The sequence below is a fragment of the Pontibacillus salicampi genome, from assembly GCF_042434395.1.
Taxonomy (GTDB): domain Bacteria; phylum Bacillota; class Bacilli; order Bacillales; family BH030062; genus Pontibacillus; species Pontibacillus salicampi.
Genome location: NZ_JBHLTP010000003.1, coordinates 592,129 through 610,846, shown reverse-complemented (window position 1 = coordinate 610,846; position 18,718 = coordinate 592,129). Strand labels below are relative to the sequence as shown.

The 18,718-nt window shown below is 39.5% G+C and carries 22 protein-coding genes and 1 riboswitch; of the genes, 10 read left to right on the top strand and 12 right to left on the bottom strand.

Annotated features, from left to right (window positions below):
* Nucleotides 1-17 precede the first annotated feature (17 nt).
* The 5 genes from ACFFGV_RS04550 to ACFFGV_RS04530 form a co-directional block, all read right to left on the bottom strand.
* Complete coding sequence (locus ACFFGV_RS04550) at nt 18-653, bottom strand: response regulator transcription factor (protein WP_377345862.1); 636 nt, start codon at nt 651-653, stop codon at nt 18-20.
* Nucleotides 646-1,692, bottom strand: a complete 1,047-nt coding sequence (locus tag ACFFGV_RS04545) for a sensor histidine kinase (RefSeq protein ID WP_377345388.1) — start codon at nt 1,690-1,692, stop codon at nt 646-648. Before ACFFGV_RS04545 ends, ACFFGV_RS04550 begins: the two co-directional genes overlap by 8 nt.
* Nucleotides 1,689-2,414 carry a cell wall-active antibiotics response protein LiaF gene (gene liaF / locus ACFFGV_RS04540; RefSeq protein ID WP_377345387.1) on the bottom strand — a complete coding sequence of 242 codons (726 nt, stop codon included), beginning with the start codon at nt 2,412-2,414 and terminating at the stop codon, nt 1,689-1,691. Before liaF ends, ACFFGV_RS04545 begins: the two co-directional genes overlap by 4 nt.
* Before the next feature lie 98 nt (nt 2,415-2,512).
* The gene (locus ACFFGV_RS04535) at nt 2,513-3,157 is read right to left on the bottom strand and encodes a PspA/IM30 family protein (protein WP_377345386.1); all 645 of its coding nucleotides are present in this window, start codon (nt 3,155-3,157) and stop codon (nt 2,513-2,515) included.
* 16 nt (nt 3,158-3,173) lie between these two features.
* Nucleotides 3,174-3,518, bottom strand: a complete 345-nt coding sequence (locus tag ACFFGV_RS04530) for a lmo0954 family membrane protein (protein WP_377345385.1) — start codon at nt 3,516-3,518, stop codon at nt 3,174-3,176.
* 197 nt (nt 3,519-3,715) lie between these two features.
* Here ACFFGV_RS04530 and ACFFGV_RS04525 point away from each other — a divergent pair, with 197 nt between their 5' ends.
* The gene (locus ACFFGV_RS04525) at nt 3,716-4,468 is read left to right on the top strand and encodes a TraR/DksA C4-type zinc finger protein (RefSeq protein ID WP_377345384.1); all 753 of its coding nucleotides are present in this window, start codon (nt 3,716-3,718) and stop codon (nt 4,466-4,468) included.
* Between the two features lie 63 nt (nt 4,469-4,531).
* On the opposite strand, the gene ACFFGV_RS04520 is transcribed toward ACFFGV_RS04525, so the two are convergent.
* Nucleotides 4,532-4,759 carry a hypothetical protein gene (locus ACFFGV_RS04520; protein WP_377345383.1) on the bottom strand — a complete coding sequence of 76 codons (228 nt, stop codon included), beginning with the start codon at nt 4,757-4,759 and terminating at the stop codon, nt 4,532-4,534.
* A gap of 149 nt (nt 4,760-4,908) precedes the next feature.
* Here ACFFGV_RS04520 and ACFFGV_RS04515 point away from each other — a divergent pair, with 149 nt between their 5' ends.
* The 5 genes from ACFFGV_RS04515 (at nt 4,909) to ACFFGV_RS04495 (ending at nt 7,540) form a co-directional block, all read left to right on the top strand.
* Entirely contained in the window at nt 4,909-5,142 is a 234-nt protein-coding gene (locus ACFFGV_RS04515; protein ID WP_377345382.1) for a hypothetical protein, read from the top strand.
* A 2-nt stretch (nt 5,143-5,144) separates the two neighbouring features.
* Complete coding sequence (gene ykzP, locus ACFFGV_RS04510; RefSeq protein WP_377345381.1) at nt 5,145-5,318, top strand: protein YkzP; 174 nt, start codon at nt 5,145-5,147, stop codon at nt 5,316-5,318.
* A gap of 182 nt (nt 5,319-5,500) precedes the next feature.
* Nucleotides 5,501-6,409 (top strand): DMT family transporter, encoded by a 909-nt coding sequence (locus tag ACFFGV_RS04505; RefSeq protein WP_377345380.1) that lies wholly within the window; start codon nt 5,501-5,503, stop codon nt 6,407-6,409.
* Between the two features lie 31 nt (nt 6,410-6,440).
* Nucleotides 6,441-7,016, top strand: coding sequence for a TetR/AcrR family transcriptional regulator (locus ACFFGV_RS04500; RefSeq protein ID WP_377345379.1), 576 nt, complete (start codon nt 6,441-6,443; stop codon nt 7,014-7,016).
* A gap of 98 nt (nt 7,017-7,114) precedes the next feature.
* Nucleotides 7,115-7,540, top strand: coding sequence for an OsmC family protein (locus ACFFGV_RS04495; protein WP_377345378.1), 426 nt, complete (start codon nt 7,115-7,117; stop codon nt 7,538-7,540).
* Nucleotides 7,541-7,608: 68 nt separating this feature from the next.
* Here the strand turns inward: ACFFGV_RS04495 and ACFFGV_RS04490 are convergent, their stop codons facing one another.
* Nucleotides 7,609-7,884 carry a hypothetical protein gene (locus ACFFGV_RS04490; protein ID WP_377345377.1) on the bottom strand — a complete coding sequence of 92 codons (276 nt, stop codon included), beginning with the start codon at nt 7,882-7,884 and terminating at the stop codon, nt 7,609-7,611.
* A gap of 221 nt (nt 7,885-8,105) precedes the next feature.
* Here ACFFGV_RS04490 and ACFFGV_RS04485 point away from each other — a divergent pair, with 221 nt between their 5' ends.
* Nucleotides 8,106-8,357: a hypothetical protein gene (locus tag ACFFGV_RS04485; protein WP_377345376.1), complete on the top strand. Its 252-nt coding sequence runs from the start codon at nt 8,106-8,108 to the stop codon at nt 8,355-8,357.
* Between the two features lie 270 nt (nt 8,358-8,627).
* On the opposite strand, the gene ACFFGV_RS04480 is transcribed toward ACFFGV_RS04485, so the two are convergent.
* The 3 genes from ACFFGV_RS04480 to ACFFGV_RS04470 form a co-directional block, all read right to left on the bottom strand.
* Nucleotides 8,628-10,421 (bottom strand): M3 family metallopeptidase, encoded by a 1,794-nt coding sequence (locus tag ACFFGV_RS04480; protein WP_377345375.1) that lies wholly within the window; start codon nt 10,419-10,421, stop codon nt 8,628-8,630.
* Between the two features lie 180 nt (nt 10,422-10,601).
* Nucleotides 10,602-11,315 (bottom strand): DUF421 domain-containing protein, encoded by a 714-nt coding sequence (locus ACFFGV_RS04475; protein ID WP_377345861.1) that lies wholly within the window; start codon nt 11,313-11,315, stop codon nt 10,602-10,604.
* Between the two features lie 276 nt (nt 11,316-11,591).
* A complete protein-coding gene (locus ACFFGV_RS04470; protein ID WP_377345374.1) occupies nt 11,592-11,987 on the bottom strand; it encodes a thiol-disulfide oxidoreductase DCC family protein in 396 nt (131 codons plus the stop codon).
* 180 nt (nt 11,988-12,167) lie between these two features.
* Nucleotides 12,168-12,277: riboswitch (SAM riboswitch) on the top strand.
* A 117-nt stretch (nt 12,278-12,394) separates the two neighbouring features.
* Here ACFFGV_RS04470 and ACFFGV_RS04465 point away from each other — a divergent pair.
* The 3 genes from ACFFGV_RS04465 to ACFFGV_RS04455 all read left to right on the top strand — a co-directional run bounded on the left by ACFFGV_RS04465 (nt 12,395) and on the right by ACFFGV_RS04455 (nt 16,298).
* Nucleotides 12,395-14,098 carry an O-acetylhomoserine aminocarboxypropyltransferase/cysteine synthase family protein gene (locus ACFFGV_RS04465; protein ID WP_377345373.1) on the top strand — a complete coding sequence of 568 codons (1,704 nt, stop codon included), beginning with the start codon at nt 12,395-12,397 and terminating at the stop codon, nt 14,096-14,098.
* Nucleotides 14,099-14,176: 78 nt separating this feature from the next.
* Entirely contained in the window at nt 14,177-15,157 is a 981-nt protein-coding gene (locus ACFFGV_RS04460) for a homoserine dehydrogenase (protein WP_377345372.1), read from the top strand.
* A gap of 427 nt (nt 15,158-15,584) precedes the next feature.
* On the top strand, nt 15,585-16,298 hold the full coding sequence (locus ACFFGV_RS04455) for a cytochrome c biogenesis CcdA family protein (RefSeq protein ID WP_377345371.1): 714 nt from the start codon (nt 15,585-15,587) through the stop codon (nt 16,296-16,298).
* A 460-nt stretch (nt 16,299-16,758) separates the two neighbouring features.
* Here the strand turns inward: ACFFGV_RS04455 and ACFFGV_RS04450 are convergent, their stop codons facing one another.
* Nucleotides 16,759-17,301 carry a histidine phosphatase family protein gene (locus ACFFGV_RS04450; protein WP_377345370.1) on the bottom strand — a complete coding sequence of 181 codons (543 nt, stop codon included), beginning with the start codon at nt 17,299-17,301 and terminating at the stop codon, nt 16,759-16,761.
* Nucleotides 17,302-17,631: 330 nt separating this feature from the next.
* Nucleotides 17,632-18,642 (bottom strand): ribosome small subunit-dependent GTPase A, encoded by a 1,011-nt coding sequence (gene rsgA, locus ACFFGV_RS04445; protein WP_377345369.1) that lies wholly within the window; start codon nt 18,640-18,642, stop codon nt 17,632-17,634.
* Nucleotides 18,643-18,718 lie beyond the last annotated feature (76 nt).

The following is an 18,718-nucleotide window of genomic DNA, read 5'->3' as shown; positions in this document are numbered from 1 at the left end:
CAACAATAAAAAACAAGTTACGTATCGATGAGATCGTGCTTAAACGCATAAATAACCGCTTGCGTTCTGTCCTGTACTTGCAGCTTTCCAAGTATGTTACTAACGTGCACTTTAACTGTTTTCATAGCGATATATAATTCGTCTGCTATTTCTTGGTTTGTCTTCCCCTCTGACATCAATAAAAGAATTTCCTTCTCCCGCTCCGTAAGCTGCTCATGAAGCTCTTCAATTGGTTTTTGACGCATTTTATTCATAATTTTCCCTGTCACTTCGGGCTCTAAAATGGATTGACCAGCAAAGGTTGCGCGAATGGCTTCTGCAATTTCATTTGCTTTAGATGTTTTCAGCATATAGCTGGTAGCACCTGCTTCTAAAGCAGGATAAACCTTTTCATCATCCAGAAAGCTCGTTACAATGATAATTTTCGCTTCTGGCCATTGCTTTATAATTTGCTTTGTCGCCTCAATACCATCCATGTCTTTCATGACAAGATCCATTAAAATGATGTCGGGACGGTGCTCCAATGCTTTTTGCACAGCATCTCCCCCATCATCCGCTTCTGCAACCACATCAATATCTAATTGAGAGGACAAATAAGCTGTCACTCCAATCCTAACCATTTCATGATCATCTGCAAAGAGAACGTTAATCATCATCCATCTCCTCCCTATTTACATATGGGACCTTTACTTCTAACCGTGTTCCTTGATTAGGGACGCTTATTACCTTCAATGTGCCACCAATCTCCATAGAACGCTCTTGCATATTCTGCATGCCATAGGAGCTTGTTTTCTGCTCTTCCACATGAAAACCAACTCCATCATCCGTAATTCGTAAAATGACAAACTGATCCCGCTGAATTAGCATCGTGTGTAAGGAAGTTGCTTTGGCGTGCCGTAGTGTATTGGAGACCGCTTCTTGCAAAATTCGGAATAATTGATCCTCTATTCCCTTATCTAATGTGATTGCTTCTATTTTCCAATCAATGGTCATAGGCACCTTATGGGTCAATTCCTGTAATAATTCCTCCATCCCCTCCTGGAGAGATTTTCCTTTTAATGCAACAGGACGCAGATGAAGTAAAAGGGCTCTCATCTCTAACTGTGATTGCTGTATCATATCCTCTACCATAGCCATTTGCTTTTTTAATGTTACGTCCTTAGGAGGATTTGCATCATTAATAGCAGACATCATCATAGAGGCTGCAAATAATTGCTGACTAACTGAATCATGCAGCTCTCTTGCCAGCCGATTGCGTTCCTGAGCTACGACCTCTTGTAGACTTTGCTCCCGTTCATTGGCACGTTCGGTAGCTAGTCGCTGTGCAGCCTCGGCTTGCTTTTTCCATTTTGATTCCACTTTTTGCAGCTGTCGTTCCATTTCTATAAATTCTGGTACCGTCTCCTCAGCGGACACATTTAATGGGTGACCATTCAGTAAATCATCCAAATGGTTTGAAATGGAATGCAGTCTCCTTTTCCAATACCATCCGTAAGAGAACCCACCCACTAAGCCGCATCCTATAACAAAGGAGGTGATAAATATCAAGAAAGGTATATCAAAAGCCTCTGTGGTCCACAAGGCAGCAATGCTCTCGATTGGGAATACAGAGAAACTAATACCTAGTACTACACCACTGATAAGAATGGAAAATACCACGCCCGTTATCATCTGCCGAATCACATAATTCATATGCGCTTCACCTCTATATCACCTGACAATAATGAAGTCATGATTTTAACTCGTGGCTTCGTCGTGTAATAGTCGGCGGTATGGTAGGAAAGCTGTTGGTTCATTATGTTCATATGATACTGACCGAGAATATTAGCCCTGCCAAACAAAGAACTATGATGAATACTTATCTCTATTTCATACGGCACATATATTTCTATATTTCCGATAAAATGGCGTATTGCAATAAATGAATCCTCTGGCAATACCGTGTTGCTTAAATCTAGAACACGGTCTCCGACTCCCCCATGAATAGTAATATCATGCCATTCATATCCTATCTCACTAGTAATGTGATCGCCTAATAGCTTTTGTGGAATTAACGGTTCTGTCTGAAACAAAGCTTCCGCTTCAGAATGCGCCTCCTCAAAGGAAACATCCCACTTGACAGGACCTTGTTTAGATTTGTAATGATGCTGCAGGAACAAAGCAAAGCCTACGATAATTAAAAATCGTACAGCAATCATATTCATTACCGTAATAGCCAGCATGATTATTCCGATCCAAAACAGTACCTTGCCGTATGTTTTGTAATAATACCTTCTACCAATGTAGGCAAGTATGGAAGCGAACAATAAAGAAAAAATTAACTCACCATTAAAAAAGGCTATTTCTATCCCAAGAAGGGCCACCCCTATGATAATAATCCAATTTATCGTATTGGTAGATATTTTTGAAAACATATGGGTGTCTCCTTTCCATCTATAATCTAAGCTGTCCATATAGAAAAGACGCAGAATACTGCGCCTTTCCATTACTACTGTTTTAGAATATCACATTTCTAGGATGGAGCTGTAACGTTTTCCCGATTTTCCATCTCTTTTTCCAATTGTGCAATTTTACTATCAAAGGTATTCTTGTAGTACGAGCTATTTACTTTATACTCCATGTTTTGAATATAATTTTCTAATTCTCCAAAACGAGAATAGGGCTGGTCCACCGATTCACTCATAACGGTGTTCATACGATAATGAGCACTTGCAATATTTTCTCTTCCCATTAATTCCATCCGTTTTAATTTCATATCCTTCAATCGATGCTTCATATCTTCATATTTCTGTTCCAGAACCGCTAGTTGCTGCTCCGCCTCATTACGTGAAGCTTCCATTCGTTCAGCTCTTGCTGTATATTCCTCGAATTCGCGTTTAGCAAACTCCAACAGCTGCGCTTCTCCTGCCTTGTTGGCAACCTCTAATTGAGATTTTCGTTTTTCAGCCATATCCCTTGCCTGTAAGTATTCCTTGGAAAACTCCTCTTTTAATCGATATTGTCTTTCCACTAACTTCCTGACCTTCTCTGTTTCCTGCTCGCTTTGTCGTAAGTAATGGTTTAATGAAGCGACTGGATTCTTTTGTTCTTTCTCATCCATCATTTCATGTAAATCTGCTGAGATGGAATCCATCATTCTTGTAAATATGTTAGCCATTGTAATCTCTCCTTTATTATTTGTGTAAATCAGCCCATTGCTTCTCAAAATTCACAAAAGGGTCGCTCGTTTTATCATCTGCTGCCTTGTCCTGCTTCTTCCAGCTCTTATACAATTCGTACAGCCCATACGCAGCAGCAATTCCGATTACGGCATATAGGTTAGAAATCGCTATACTAAGGACCAGCAATCCTGCTACGATCCACATTATTTTTTGGGAGGAGGAATCTGATTTGCGATACTGTTTAAGGACCACATACAGTAACCAAACACTAACTCCAAGCATTATCATTGGGCCAAGATTGGTAAGGACCAGCGTGATAGCAACCAATGCTCCAAGCAAATATAGAAAACCTTTCATGTCGTTCGCCTCCTTTCCTTTATCCTACCTCTATCTTACAGTCACTCGAGTTTTGGCATAATGTACCTAAGCTATATTTCTCTATAAGCCTTGAGGCTTAGTACAACATAGGAGTAGTTCATAATTGGTATCCAAAGCATTAATTCTTCATGGATGTTTATACTAACTTGTAAATGAAACTTGAAGGAGGAAGAGCATTGCTGACTTCCAATCAATTAGAGAAGCTCCAACAAATACTTCATAAACAACAGGAATCATTAGTGGCACACTTACAACAAAATGACCACTTTGACTTAGAATCTGAAGCATTTCAGGAAACAGTTGGAGAATTATCTAACTACGATAATCATCCTGGAGATTCTGCAACTGACCTATACGAAAGAGAAAAGGATATTGCTTTAAATGAGCATGCAGAACAGGAATTAAAGGATGTAGTGAAAGCTTTGTACAGAATGAGTTCCGGGGATTATGGAACATGCGAGGAATGTGGGAAGGAAATAGCTTACGAAAGGTTAGAGGCACTTCCTACTACCAAATACTGCAAAGAGCATAGCCGTGATAAGCTGGAGCATGAACAGCGACCTGTAGAAGAGGATATATTACAACCAGGCATGCGACAACGAACAGATGAACAGGCTGATACTACCTTTTACGATGCAGAGGATTCCTGGCAAGGTGTGGCACGCTATGGTACCTCTGATACTCCTTCAGATTTTGCAGGGGAGGATATACAAAACTACAGTGATACGTATATCCATTCAGAAGAGAACATCAGCTATGTGGAGAACTACGAGAACTTCTCGGGAGTAGATTTATACGGGAATGAAGTGAAGGTATTCCCAAATAAACAGCATGATGAATATGAAGAACAGCTAGATGAGGAAGGAATGATGTCTATTTTAGGAGACGTTCCCTATTCGGAGGCAGACAGTTATATTGAGGAAGAATAAAAGGCGGTACCTCTCCAAATCAAAAAAAAGCATTTCATGAAAGGGGCATGAAATGCTTGCTACTTATTCTTTGTGCTTGTTTCTCTCATCTTCCAAATGAGGCTGGCTGTTGTCGGTAATATCAACAGCTGCGGTATTATTGTTCATGTAATAATTGGATAGAAGCTCTCCCTCCCCATCTCCACCATCATGGGGGGACTCACTATTAAACGCTTTACTAATTCTGGTGTTTGCGTTAAAAGCCTCTGCTAATTCATTATGGAATTCTCTTTTTATGGTGTATTTACCCATTAGGATATCCTCCTTTTATTAAGTTGTGGATATACAGTTATAATTCCCGAAATAACGCTAATCCAATCATGGAGAATAAGGAAATCAGCCTGGCACAAACTAAGAGTAAAGCAGCGCTTGACATATACAATAAGGAGTTATGAAGAATAATGGAATTTCAGTTATATGGTAGAGATGGTGCCTTTCCCTGCGAAGTGACAATTGACGATGACAACGGGAGATATATGATTCGTAAAGAGGATACTAGCGGAGAAGTATTTAACTCCACTGCAGAAATGTACCTGTGGATGCGACAGCATTGGAAGGCCGAAGATTTTCATGAACCAGAATTATATATGCTAATGATGCAAGAAGTTCAAAAACTAACCAAAAGGAATGAGTAATCGTGACCAAACGTAAAATCATGAAGGATGCAGCAGAAACCAATAACATGACACCAACAGAGAGCATGAAAAGCATTGAGTACACAGACGAAACAATGAGCAGAGAGAAAAGCCTTCGTGCAGCAAATCGAAACTCCAAAAAAGGATATCAGGGCGGAGAGGATGGGCGTCCTTAACTGCTACATGAAGGGTTACTTGTAAAAGAGTAACCCTTTTATTTATTTCAACCATACAATGAGCCATTCCTACTCCCTGCATTCCTTTATGGTGGTAACTACCAAAAGTAATTTTGTTGACAGTAAACCGACCGGTATGGTTATATAAATTATACTGGTCGGTTTACTTCAGGAGGTAGATTATGCTCACAAATCAACAAATCAATATACTAGCTGCGGTTGGATTCGTCATCATGTGGAGCTCTGGGTTTATTGGTGCCCGTTTAGGCACCGCTGAAGCAGGTTCTCTTACTGTATTAATGTGGAGATTTATTGTTGCAGCTGCCATATTAAGTGTCTGGTGGCTTTGGAAGCAACGCAAAAGAATGTCCATCACCATTGTTTTATGGCAATCCTTTATAGGTCTTCTTGCACAGGGGGGATATTTATTAGGTGTGTTTTTATCTGTAGAAAATGGTGTCTCTGCTGGCACATCTAATTTGATTACTACCCTTCAGCCTATTGTTGTCGCAGCCCTTGCGGGACCTGTACTGAAGCAGAACACCACTATAAAAGAATGGATAGGGTTACTCATAGGAATATTAGGTGTGCTGCTTGTCGTTTATGATGATTTAGGAACATCCGCTCACGTTCCCATTTGGGCTTATGCATTATCTGTTATGGCAATGGTTAGTTTAGTAACTTCTACATTACTAGAGAAGAAATTCGATTTTTCTGCCCCCCTTTCGGATGCATTACCGATTCAAACCATTATTAGTGCTTTGCTCTTTACTGTCATTGCGCTGGTCTCTAACCAGGCAGCCCCACCCGTATCGTACGATTTTTGGGTTGCTGTGCTGTGGGTGGCAGTATTATCTTCCATAGGAGGGTATGGCTTTTATTGGCTGAACCTTACTCTCGGTAGTGTTACGAGAGTGAGCAGCCTTCTATATCTAACACCTCCCGTCACCATGATCTGGGCTTTTCTTATGTTCGGCGAAACAATTGGTTTCTTCACTATAATGGGAATGCTATTATGTTTTATAGGAGTATGGATCATCAGTCAGAAAGAAATGAGACAATGGAAGGCGAAACGTTGTATAGAAATGTAAGAAATCTTACAAAAACAAAGGGTGAAACATAATGAGGGAAGCAACGTACATGACCCCTGCTGCACGAAAAATTTTAGATACAGCTTCTCACTTATTTTATTGGAAAGGCATCCACGCTATTGGTGTAGAGACCATTGCCAAAGAAGCTGGGGTCACTAAAAAGACATTATATGATCGGTTTGGTTCAAAAGATCAGTTGATTGTAGCATACCTTCATAATCGCGATGCATTATGGAAGGATCATATAAATCAGTATGTAAATAACGTCTCAGATAAAGACCCTTTATCCAAAATCCTGAGCATTTATGATGCGCTGGAAAGCTGGTTACAGAAACAGGATCAAAGAGGATGCGCCTTTGTTAATGCATTAGCCGAATTAGCGGAGCCTACACATCCTGGAAGAAACGTCATTATGGAAGAGAAACAATGGCTTAAACAGCTTTTTGCCACCTACCTTGTTGAGCTTGGTGTTCCTAATACTGACGATATAAGTGAACAGCTACTAGTATTGCATGAAGGCTTAACGGTAACTAATTCCATGAAGCTTTCCCCTAATGGATTTACTTCTGTTAAGCAAACAGCAAAATTGCTCATTGGCGTTAAATAGGGTTAAATGGAATTATAACTACTGTCCTGTTACATAGTAACGGGACAATAGTAAAACATAAGCTGAGTAACAATTGCGAACAAAGGAGCACGAATCGTATGGAATTTCAAGTGAATTGGACAGGAAACATGGCATTTCAAGGAGAAGCTCCATCAGGACACTCGTTAAAAATGGACGCCGGTGCAGATAGTGGAGGAGTGAATGAAGGGGCACGACCAACAGAATATCTGTTAAATGCAGTGGCAGGATGTACAGGTATCGATATCATCTCCATTTTGAAAAAGATGCGGTTAGAGCCTACCTCCTTCCATATGGATATTAAAGGAGACCGCGCTGAAGAGCATCCACGTAAATTTACAGACATCCACATCCATTATGCTCTTGAGGGAGAATTGCCCGAGGATAAGGTAATACGAGCTATCGAATTATCGAAGGACAAGTACTGTTCTGTTTCTCACTCCATAAGTGCCAAGCTTACCGTAAGCTATTCCATCAATGGAGAAGCAGGGAAGAAATTGCTATAACTAACAGTACACCATACCCCTAAGTCAGGTACTCAGGGGTATTTTTATTTTTTCGAAGTAAAACAGCCTTAACAGGTAATATTAAAAGAAAAAAATACGGTTACTAGTATAAAGACAATTACTAGTAAAGTGGAGCTTATCAAGGATTCTTTGGTGGTAACTCCTGCTTTATGCTCTAAAAATCCTATTAAGTTGCTAACAAATAGTATTCCAAATAAAATAAGCCATTGTCCTACGGAATCTTCAAAAACAACAAAATATCTCATCATACCTAATCCTAGAAATAACAGCCCAATGTGACCAATGATCATAAAAAAATACTTCTTTAAGTTCCGACTTTTCATATATTACTCTCCCACCACAAATAGACGAATTGACCTGTTCCTTTGCAATGATTTGTATAAATGCCTACTAATGAAAAAATGAAAATGAAGTGATACACTAAGCTTAGACGTCAGAAGGAAGAGCTTAAGGATGTGAAGTGGGACAATACCTAACAGAAAGGGGTGGCCGACTATACGAACCTATGTTGTATCCCTCCTATTACCGGCATTCAGGAGAAGACATGGATAAAAAGTTCATGAATGTTCTTGGATTAATAGGAGTAGCCGCATGGATTTTATACTTTATTTGGAAATCAGGTTCCTACACCAATAAGGAGCTAACAGAAGCATACATAACACTCGCCTCCATGACTCCTCTTTACTTTATTCTAACCAATCTCTATTCTCGCTTTGACAAACTAGTCCTATGGAGCCTGTTATGCTTAGGTATTCTTTCATCAGGAATTGCTGTCTATTTTCATGTCCACTCCTAAGAAAACAGGTGTGTGCTTTAATCATACCACCTGCTCGGTAAACAAATAATAAATGTTACCATTCTATTTCTAGTAAACCCACATGGTTGATTTTTTCTTTATTTTGGAGGGGTTCTAGTTCATCTGTTGAACAAAGAATCCCTCCCCCCTTCTGACAGGTGTGAATTCATCGTATCTTCCGACTTAGTTAGTGTTCATTATTCCAAATTTCCAGCAACAACTCCATCTATCTTTGAAATGAATAGGTTTTATGAAAAAAAAGGGCCTTGTCTATGGAGATGTGTTATATACTTGTTCACTTATATGTATAAAATCTTGCACATCCTGAATACATCGTTGCATTCCATTCTCCCAGAAGCTTTCTTGTGTTATGTCCGCACCTAAATGCTTCATAGCCAACTCTTCTACAGACATCCGACCAGAATCTTCGAGTAAAGCGACATATTTCGACTCAAACTCTTCTCCTTCCTGCTCTCCTTCAGCATAAATCCCCATTGCAAATAAATATCCAAATGTATAAGGGAAATTATAGAAGGGTGCCTCCGTTTTAAAGTAATGAGGTATAGTAGCCCATGCATAAGGAGAGAGATGGTCTATGGAACCGAGATAGCCTTTATTGAAAGACTCCTCCATAATTGTGTTCAAGCGACGGGTTGGAATGTATCCTTGTTTTCTTTCTTCATATAGTTTCGACTCAAATAAATACCTAGAGTGGATTTCCATAAAATTCATGACGCTTCGCTTTAGCTTCTCTTCTAATAAGAAGAGCTGCTGTTCTTTGGAAGCTGCCTCCTGATAGGCGGCACGCAGCATTATCATCTCTGTATAGGTAGAAGCTGTCTCTGCTAGAGTCATAGGATAATCTCTTAATACGGGTGATACGTTGTTAAGGGCCTCATTGTGAAACGCATGACCTAACTCATGGGCAAGCACTAGCACATCTGTCATTTGTCCACCATATGTCATACAAACTCTCGATTGTCCTGATAATGGAAAGGCTGCACAAAAAGCATACGCCGATTTGTTAGGACGGTCTTCTGCCTCCACCCAATGTTGCTGGAACGCTTTTTTAGCGAAGTTAGACATTTTTGTTCCATACCTCTCTAGGTTATACAAAACAAAATCCACACCTTGATCATAATCATAGGAGGCTACTTCCTTATTAATGGGGGCCCAAAAGTCATACGCCTTCATAGTTTGATTGCCAAATAATTTAGCTCTATGAGATAAGTAATCTATAAAGGGTTGTTTGTTGCGCTCAATGACGTCCCACATCACCTGAAGCGTTTCCTTCTTTATACGGTTATTGGTAAGAGCTTCGTCGAACGGCGTGTCTATCGCTCTTAATTCACACAAGCGGGTCCTAACTCCAGCAATTCGGTTTAGAATGGAGGAAAAGATATTAGATTTATCTTCGAATGCATGATGTAATTGTTGAAAAGAATGTACCCGAACATCCTTCATCATGTGGGAGCGTAAATTTCTAGTTTGGGCAATGGTTAGCTTTCTGTTCTCTTTGCCTATCACCATGTAAATAGTCATATCGTTTACTGTTTGATGATATAGGTCTTCCCAGCAGTAGTACCCATCCTCTAATAGAAATTCTACTCTTTCGCCCAATGCTCTACCGGCCTTATCTCGCCATTCTTCTAAAATAAATTGGTAATGTGGTAACTGGTCCAGGATACGTTTCCAGACCGGTTCCTCTAATTTGAATAGAAGCTTGTACAATCTGTCCGCTTGTGATTGAAAATCTAAGCGAAGGCTAGAAACAGCTTCCTTCCATTGTGGTGTTTCCTCTTCTTGTGTGTTTTCTGCTCGTTTACAGGTTAAGAGAGAACTAATCTCTGCTAGACTATCTTTTATTTCTTCTAAGGTGTGAATAGTGTGTTCCAAGGTATTTACCTCAGGAGTTGCTGTAATTTCTAATTGTTCCACCAGCTTCTTTAATTCTTCCATTTGCTCGCCAATTACCTGAATGGGAATAGGAAGCTCAGACAAATCCGAACCTATATTCCATTTGCTATATATTTTCCACGTTTTTGAATATTTATGTTCACTCATATCTATTCCTCCCGTTCGAGTTTATTTATTTTACTCAGAGTAACAGAACACAAGTGCTCTCACCAGAACCATTTGCATTACTAGTGTATTTAGAACGATCGGGTTACAAAAAAATGCTTAGCCAGCGTGTTGGCTAAGCGGAACTTATATATGTATAAGTGTGGAACTCAAATTGCATACTTAGTGTTTATAAGGAGGCACATGATCCATGCGTGACTGTTTCTTGGACATAATTAACTCCCCCTTAGAGTTAACTGCTGCGTAGAAAATAGATGATATGCTATGTTCCCCGACTGTATTAAGCTTGTCAATCAGCCACGTCTCTGTTTTATTTACTTCCTGCAGTAAATCATATTGTATCTTCCCATCGAGAATAACCGGAATTTCGTAATTATCACCAGATGTATAAATGGACATATCCTCCCGAATGACACTTTCTTTAGCAGGATATAATTTCACACTAAGCCTTCCATTCGCCTCTATAATGGCAAGTTCCACATCCTTTGTATGAAATACGTCCTTCTCTCTCAGCATTTGTAGAATATTATCAATCGAGTACTGGATACGCTGCATATTCTCCATAAGGAAGGTTCCCTTATACATTACTACTGTAGGCTCGAAAGTAAGTAACTTCCCAACCTTTTGATGTTTCAATTTCAACCTTATAATAAGCTTCTGTAATATCGCTATCGCAATCATTGCAACTATGGTGTGAATATGATCTATACTCGGGTCTGCTATATCGGCACCAACTACAGCTCCCAAAACAAGCACTACAAGAAAATCAAATACCGGAAGTTCTCCTATAGAGCGTTTACCCATATATAGACCTATTACAAGCATAAAAGGAAGAATCGTTACAATACGCAGGATAACCTTTATACTATCCATCATAATATCCACGTAAATGCACCTCTTGTATGTGTATAGTGTTATACCTATCATTGCCAAAGATGATGACATTCCATACTTCTCTTTTATTCCTTGGTGATTAGATAAAATACACCATAATGGCTGTGTGCTCTCTTGAATCAAGTAGATATAGTGATTAAGAAGCCTTTTCCTTTCTATTCTCCTAAGAAGGAGATAAATGACATCCCTTGTCGTCAGCAATCCTTCTAATGTAGCATTCCTATTCACTTTTGGAGGACCAGTGAATTTATTTCGTATTTAATCCAAAAATCTTTTCCGAACCGAAGGAGATGGTAGTGTACATTCGGATTTCTTCCCAAACCATTTATATCGGTTCCTTGCTAGCAAGTCATACATTTTATTCCGAATAAAAGGAGGCACTGCTATTAATATATATAAAAGCTTCCATAAGCCTGACATTTCTTTCAAAATCCTTAAACTAGCAGTAGATTTAGTATAAACGTGATTCTTTTCCAATAAGATAATGCTGTCTGTTTGTTTATCCACCTCGTACTCATCTACTAAACGTTGCCCTTCCTCTCCTTGCAGTGAAGCAAAGTAGAATTGTTCCTTTTTATCTCGCTTTATAATAAATTGAACAGCTCCATCACAGAAATTGCACACTCCATCGAATAGAATAATTTTTTGTTTCACTTCATTTCCCCTCCCTAGCGCTATTTCCTATATTGTACCAAACAGACTTACTTTGTGAAACAATGAACATAATTACAGTTTTAAATTTTCGAATAAGTCAATTAATTGTGTTGACGAAATACTGACCTATCGTTTATACTTTTGAGTAGTAAATGACTAAATGCTAACTGACAATTTAATCTCTTATCAAGAGCGGCAGAGGGACTAGGCCCTGTGAAGCCCGGCAACCTTTCAACATCGTTTGAAAAGGTGCTACATCCTACAGGTCATGCGGATCTGGAAGATAAGAGGAGGACGGTACATATAAACCCTCTTCTTATGAAGAGGGTTTTTTCTATTATCCCCTCTTTTCCCTTACCTGTCAGGCAATTTCCCTAGACATCATCTAATCAAGGAGGAATTGTACCATGACACTACCATTTCATACGTATCGTTTAGAAACACTTAGCCTACATGGAGGCCAAACCCCTGATAAAGAAGCAGGTGCAAGAGCTGTACCTATTTATCAAACTACATCATACGTATTTAACGACACAGACCATGCCCAAAATTTATTTGCACTTAGTGAACCTGGTAATATTTATACAAGAATTAATAACCCTACTGTAGACGCATTCGAGCAGCGAATCGCACTATTAGAAGATGGGATAGCTGCGGTAGCTACTTCTTCCGGAATGGCTGCTATTACATTATCCATACTAAATCTTGCTCAGGCGGGAGACGAAATCGTCGCCTCCACCAACTTATACGGTGGAACCTATAATCTATTTGCTGTCACATTACCAAAATACGGCATTCATGTAACATTTGTAGATGGTACTGACCCTGAGAAATTTAACGAAGCCATTACGTCTAAAACCAAAGCTGTGTTTGCTGAGGTCATTGGGAACCCGAGCTTAGATGTCCTAGATCTTGAAGCAATAGCAGATGTTGCTCATGCTCATCACATACCACTGATTGTGGATAGCACCTTTGCTACCCCTCACATTTGTAAGCCCATCAGCTGGGGAGCTGATATTGTTGTTCACTCTGCAACGAAATGGCTCGGAGGACACGGTAATTCTATTGGTGGAGTTGTTGTGGATAGTGGCCGATTCAATTGGAATCAAGATAAATTCCCAGGGTTTACCGAACCTGATGAGAGTTATCATGGTCTTCGTTATGGAATCGATGCCGGACCAGCAGCATTCGCTATTAAGTTAAGGGTTCAGCTGCTACGTGATATTGGAGCGTGCTTAAGTCCAACCAATGCCTTTTATTTACTGCAAGGGCTCGAAACATTACCGCTTCGAGTGGAACGACATGTACAAAACGCGGAGCAAATTGCTACTTATCTCGAAAATCATCCAGGTGTGGAATGGGTATCCTACCCTGGATTAAGCAATCATCCCTCTTACGAATTAGCTAGCAAATATTTGCATAATGGGTTTGGTTCAATGATTGTATTCGGTATTAAAGGTGGCCGGAATGAAGGTAGAGAGGTTATAGATAATATCAAACTGTGGTCTCATGTGGCTAACGTAGGCGATGCCAAATCTCTTATCATTCACCCAGCAACTACTACCCATCAGCAATTGAATGAGGAAGATTTAAAGAAATCAGGAGTAACAGAGGATTTAATCCGTTTATCCGTTGGACTAGAAGCTGTAGAAGATTTGATTGCAGATTTAGAGCATGCGATATATCAGGCGACAGGATTCCAATATAGCAGTGCAGCACAACCAGCAGCTGTAGAAACCATCCTCACTTCTTCTCTTTATCGAGATGAAAATGAGGCTAGACCAAAAGTAATTACTGTATATGGAGCCGATCGTACAAGTAAACCTGAAGAATTTTCCAAATTAGAAAGACTAGGGTTTCAGTTGCTGTTTGACAGCGAGGCACAGGTAGAGCATACCGATATTGTGTATGCTTTGAGCAGCACGGGAGTTGAAAAAGCCATCTCACAATTCCCAAGTGCTACCGTTTTTATCACACAGCATATTATAGATGAGGATATAAAGGATAAGTTAGACCATTACTCCATTTCCTACTTAGAAACGGACAGTGTCTATCGTCTTGCACAGTCCATTCGAACTACGAACAATAACCGTGAAACGACTAAAGTATAACTGATGCACAAAGAGAGCGCCGTTAAACGGATGGCTCTCTTTGTCACCTTAGATGATACGGAAGAAAGGAAGATGTAGATGACGATTAAGGTCGCAATACTAGGATTTGGAACAGTTGGAGAGGGTGTATGGGAAACACTTCATACCCACCATGAATATATACAAAAGAAATTAAGTACGCCAATTGAAATTACGAGCATTCTTGTCAAGGACTCTAATAAGAAACGAAACCTCCCCGATTCTGTACAAGTGACAACAGACATTGAAGAAGTCTTTCAACAGCCTGTAGACGTTGTCCTGGAAGCCATTGTTGGAAAACAGCCTGCCTATCAGTATGTAACACGAGCTATTGAGCACGGAGCACACGTGATAACGGCAAACAAGGAGATGTTTGCCCATTACGGTCCACACCTCCTTGAACTGGCTAAAGAGCATAATGTATGGATTGGGTACGAAGCAACAACAGCTGGTGGCACCCCGGTTATTCGAACCATTGATCAGATGCTGCAAGTAAATCAAATAAAGAGTATCCAAGGTATCGTAAACGGAACATCCAACTATATTCTGACACAGATGACCAAGCACCAAAATTCTTTTGAAGATGCTCTCCTGGCAGCCCAGCAAAAAGGCTACGCAGAAGCTGACCCAAGCAATGACGTCGATGGCTATGATGCATTCTATAAAGCTATGATTCTAAGTCAGCTTGCCTATCAGGATCAACCAAACTGGGATGAAGTTTATTTGGAAGGAATACGTACTATTTCCAGTCAAGATATTGATAAGGCGACTATACAAGGGCAAAAGTGGAAGCACGTGGCTACCATTGAATTACGCCACGGAGCACCAAGAGCATCCATCCAGCCCATGCAGCTAAATGAGGACCATCCCCTCTACAACATAGATGGGGTAGAAAACGCGCTCTCTATCCAGACTGACCTGCTTGGCTCCATAACATTATCAGGACCAGGTGCAGGAAAACTCCCAACGGCGAGTGCCATGATCGAAGATTTACTATACGTTTTCCAAAAAGAGCGTCAGCAGGAAGCTCAATATGTGTAGAAGAAGCTATTTCATATGTTTCAAACATATAAAACAAAGCCTCATAAACGGCTGTCATTGCCGTAATGAGGCTTTGTTTTTGCTTTGAAGAGCGAATAATATACTTATGAAGCACTCGCGTTAACCCGAACCAGCTTAATTTGATCACTGAACTGAAACAAATTAGAGCTCGGATTGTTTGATCCTCTTCATATGTAATAATGTAATAATATGGATAGTTCTGTTAAACTAATAGTCAATATTCCGAAAAACAAAGATATAGTATCCCCTATTAGTAAAAACCATAAAACAACTATTAGCAGTAAGCTTCTCATCCACTGCTTTTGCAACAGCTTCATCTCTATACCTCTATTTTTTATATGTTACTATCGTTTTAGGGTTGTTATAATTAGAATAATATGTAAATAATATTAGCTGGGGGTAGATTATGGAATTAAGCATTTGGTTAGCATTCGGAGCAGGTATTTTATCCTTTGTTTCCCCTTGCGTTCTCCCCTTGTATCCGTCTTTTATCTCTTATATTTCGGGAGTGTCAGTAGGACAGCTCTCTGACAGAGCATCTTTGCCGCGCAAAGCACAGAGATCTATTACTATCCATACCATTTTATTCGTAGTAGGACTTTCTGTCATTTTCTTCGCGTTAGGCTCAGCAGTTACATTTATTGGTGAACTATTTTCTGGATATCAAGAGACTATTAGAATGCTAGGGGCTATCATAATCGTAATAATGGGTCTATTTCTAATCGGAGTTTTCCAACCCACATTCTTAATGAAGGAAAAGCGTGTACATTACAAAAGTCAATCACTCGGTTATGTGGGATCCTTCTTTGTTGGGATGGCATTTGCAGCTGGATGGACTCCTTGCATTGGACCGATCATGACATCTGTTTTAACATTGTCCGCGACCAACCCTAGTCAGGGTCTGCTTTATACATCCTTTTATAGCCTTGGGTTTGCAATACCATTTTTAGTGATGTCCTTTTTCTTAAGTAAGACCAAGCTGTTAGTAAAGTACTCTAAAAACATAATGAAAGGTAGTGGAGCTATAATGATTGTGCTAGGATTATTGCTGTATTTCGATCAAATGTCCTCTCTAACATTATGGTTGAGTAACTTGTTTGGTGGATTTAGAGGCTTTTAATGGAAGCCTTTAACCAAAATATCACCTGTCCACTCACCTATACTACAGTAACCTTGTTTGAAATGCACCTCACAAACTGTTGAGAAACTAAATGTGTCGCTTCCCTTGTGGCTTGGATGCGACACATTTTCCTAAAAAAGCCAAGTAGTTAATAATTAAGCCAAGGCAGCAATGGCTCCTGTAACGAACAATGTTATGATTACGCTTCTAAGTTTACTTTTTTTCCACATAATTACTCCACTAATGACTCCAGCCACTGCGAACAAAATAATCCCTACATACTTCAGGGTGTTTATAGAAACAAGATTTCCTATAGAAGATAGAAAGGCTCCAATCACAAGAAGATTGATTGTTTCACGCTCCCTGGCTTATGGATATTCTCCGTCATACTTTTTTATAGGTGTGGAAAATAACTAACACACCCTTACATTACTTCACATTCTGTATAATGCATATTCTATTATTTCCATATTCGTTTAAACGTTACCTGATTACTATTGTTTATTAGGACAAACACGTCCGGATTACTAAGATCGTTCCAATCATTAAAGCCAAAATCCTTATTATAATACATTAAAAGTAAGGACATTAAGTTTCCATGAGTAACAATAACTGTATTGTTATGGTTTCTACTAAATACTTCTTCTACAACCTCGACAATTCGTTTCATAGCTTCTTGACTTGATTCTCCGCCTTCATACTTCCATTCTATATCATTAAATGTTCTTTTAAGTTTTTCAAACCAATCAGGAAGGTTTTTAGTGCTGAGAATACGTTCCGTTAGATTTCTATTAATTTCAACGTCTATATTCATTCTCTTAGCAAGGGGGGAGATAGAGTCCATTGCTCGCTTATATGGACTGGAAATAATACGATCGATACTACTATTGCAGAAAAAATCTGATAATTCGTCCGCCTGTTCAATTCCTCTATCTGTAAGTTGGGATTCAGGCGACTGTCCTTCTGCTTCGCAATGCCTGATTAAATAAATTTTCTTCAACATCAACCACTCCAATATTTTAATAACGATTTTTCGGCTAATAAATTGAAAGCAACGCTTCGACATGCTTAATGCTTGCTTTTGAGTAATCTTGGACAATGAAAAATGACTAATACTATAGCAGAAATCCTTCCTGTTTTCGTTTTTAACGTAAATCTCCTCTCTAATTTGATATATTTAACAATTATTTCGGTCTAATAGTTCCCTTTCATAAATCGTGTAATACAAATTTATTTACGGTGAACTAACCCACCATTAACAATATCCTAATTTTTACATATTATTAAATAGAAAGAAAGAGATACCGCATATGCGATATCTCTTTCCTATTCTTTATCTGTTTGCCTTAGGCCCATGCAGCATTCTATTTGCCTTATGGGTGCCATGCCGAGCTTTTAAATCAAGGCGTTCCAATTCTCTTTTTAATTTCTTATAACTTTTTAATCGAGTTATTTCTAGTTGTCCCTCTTGGATAGCTTGTTTCACAGCACAGCCTGGTTCTTGATTATGCTGACAATCCCTGAATTTACACGCTAGACTCAAGGCTCCTATATCAGAAAAGGCTGCGTCGACATTCTTCTCATCCCCCCATAGCTGTACCTCTCTCATTCCTGGAGTATCTATTACATAAGCTCCACCAGGCAAGGAAAATAGCTCTCTATGGGTGGTGGTATGGCGGCCTCTATCGTCTTCTTCGCGGACTGCTTGTGTTACTTGTTTTTCTTCCATAAGTAGTTGGTTAATCAATGTGGATTTCCCTACGCCAGAGGATCCGATAAGGGAAACCGTTTCACCTGGTATTAATTCCTTTTCCAAAAGCTCGATTCCTTCTCCAGTCAATCCATCGATATCATACACCGGCACACCAGGAGCTACACTACTGGCTTCAAGAATTTTGTCTGTTAACGCGTCACATAAATCCCTTTTAGTACAAACGATTACGGGTCGTGCCCCACTTTCATACACCTGATAAACATACCGCTCCAAACGTCTACTGTTAAACTCATTAGTTAATGCCGTTACGATAAACACTACATCAACATTGGCTGCTATTATTTGTTCTTCTTTAGCAGTGCCCGCCTTTTTACGGGATAATTCTGTCTTCCGCTGCAATACTCGCTGGATAAGTGCTGTTTCTTTATTTGATGCCTCAAACACAACCCAGTCTCCAATGGCAGGGAGCACACTGCTTGCATGCAGATTATAATACAGCTTTCCTGATAATCTTCCTTTATAAGTAGAGCTTTCTGACACAATGGTGTACAGAGTATGATTGAGGCTAGTAATGCGGCCTAACCGCTCTCCACATGTTATTTGGCTTTTAAAAAATTCCATTCCGGTCATTTTATTCCTCCAGTTAGTTGGAGGACGCTATCGGGTTGATGTGTCCTCCATATGATTATGAAATGCGAAAAAGATG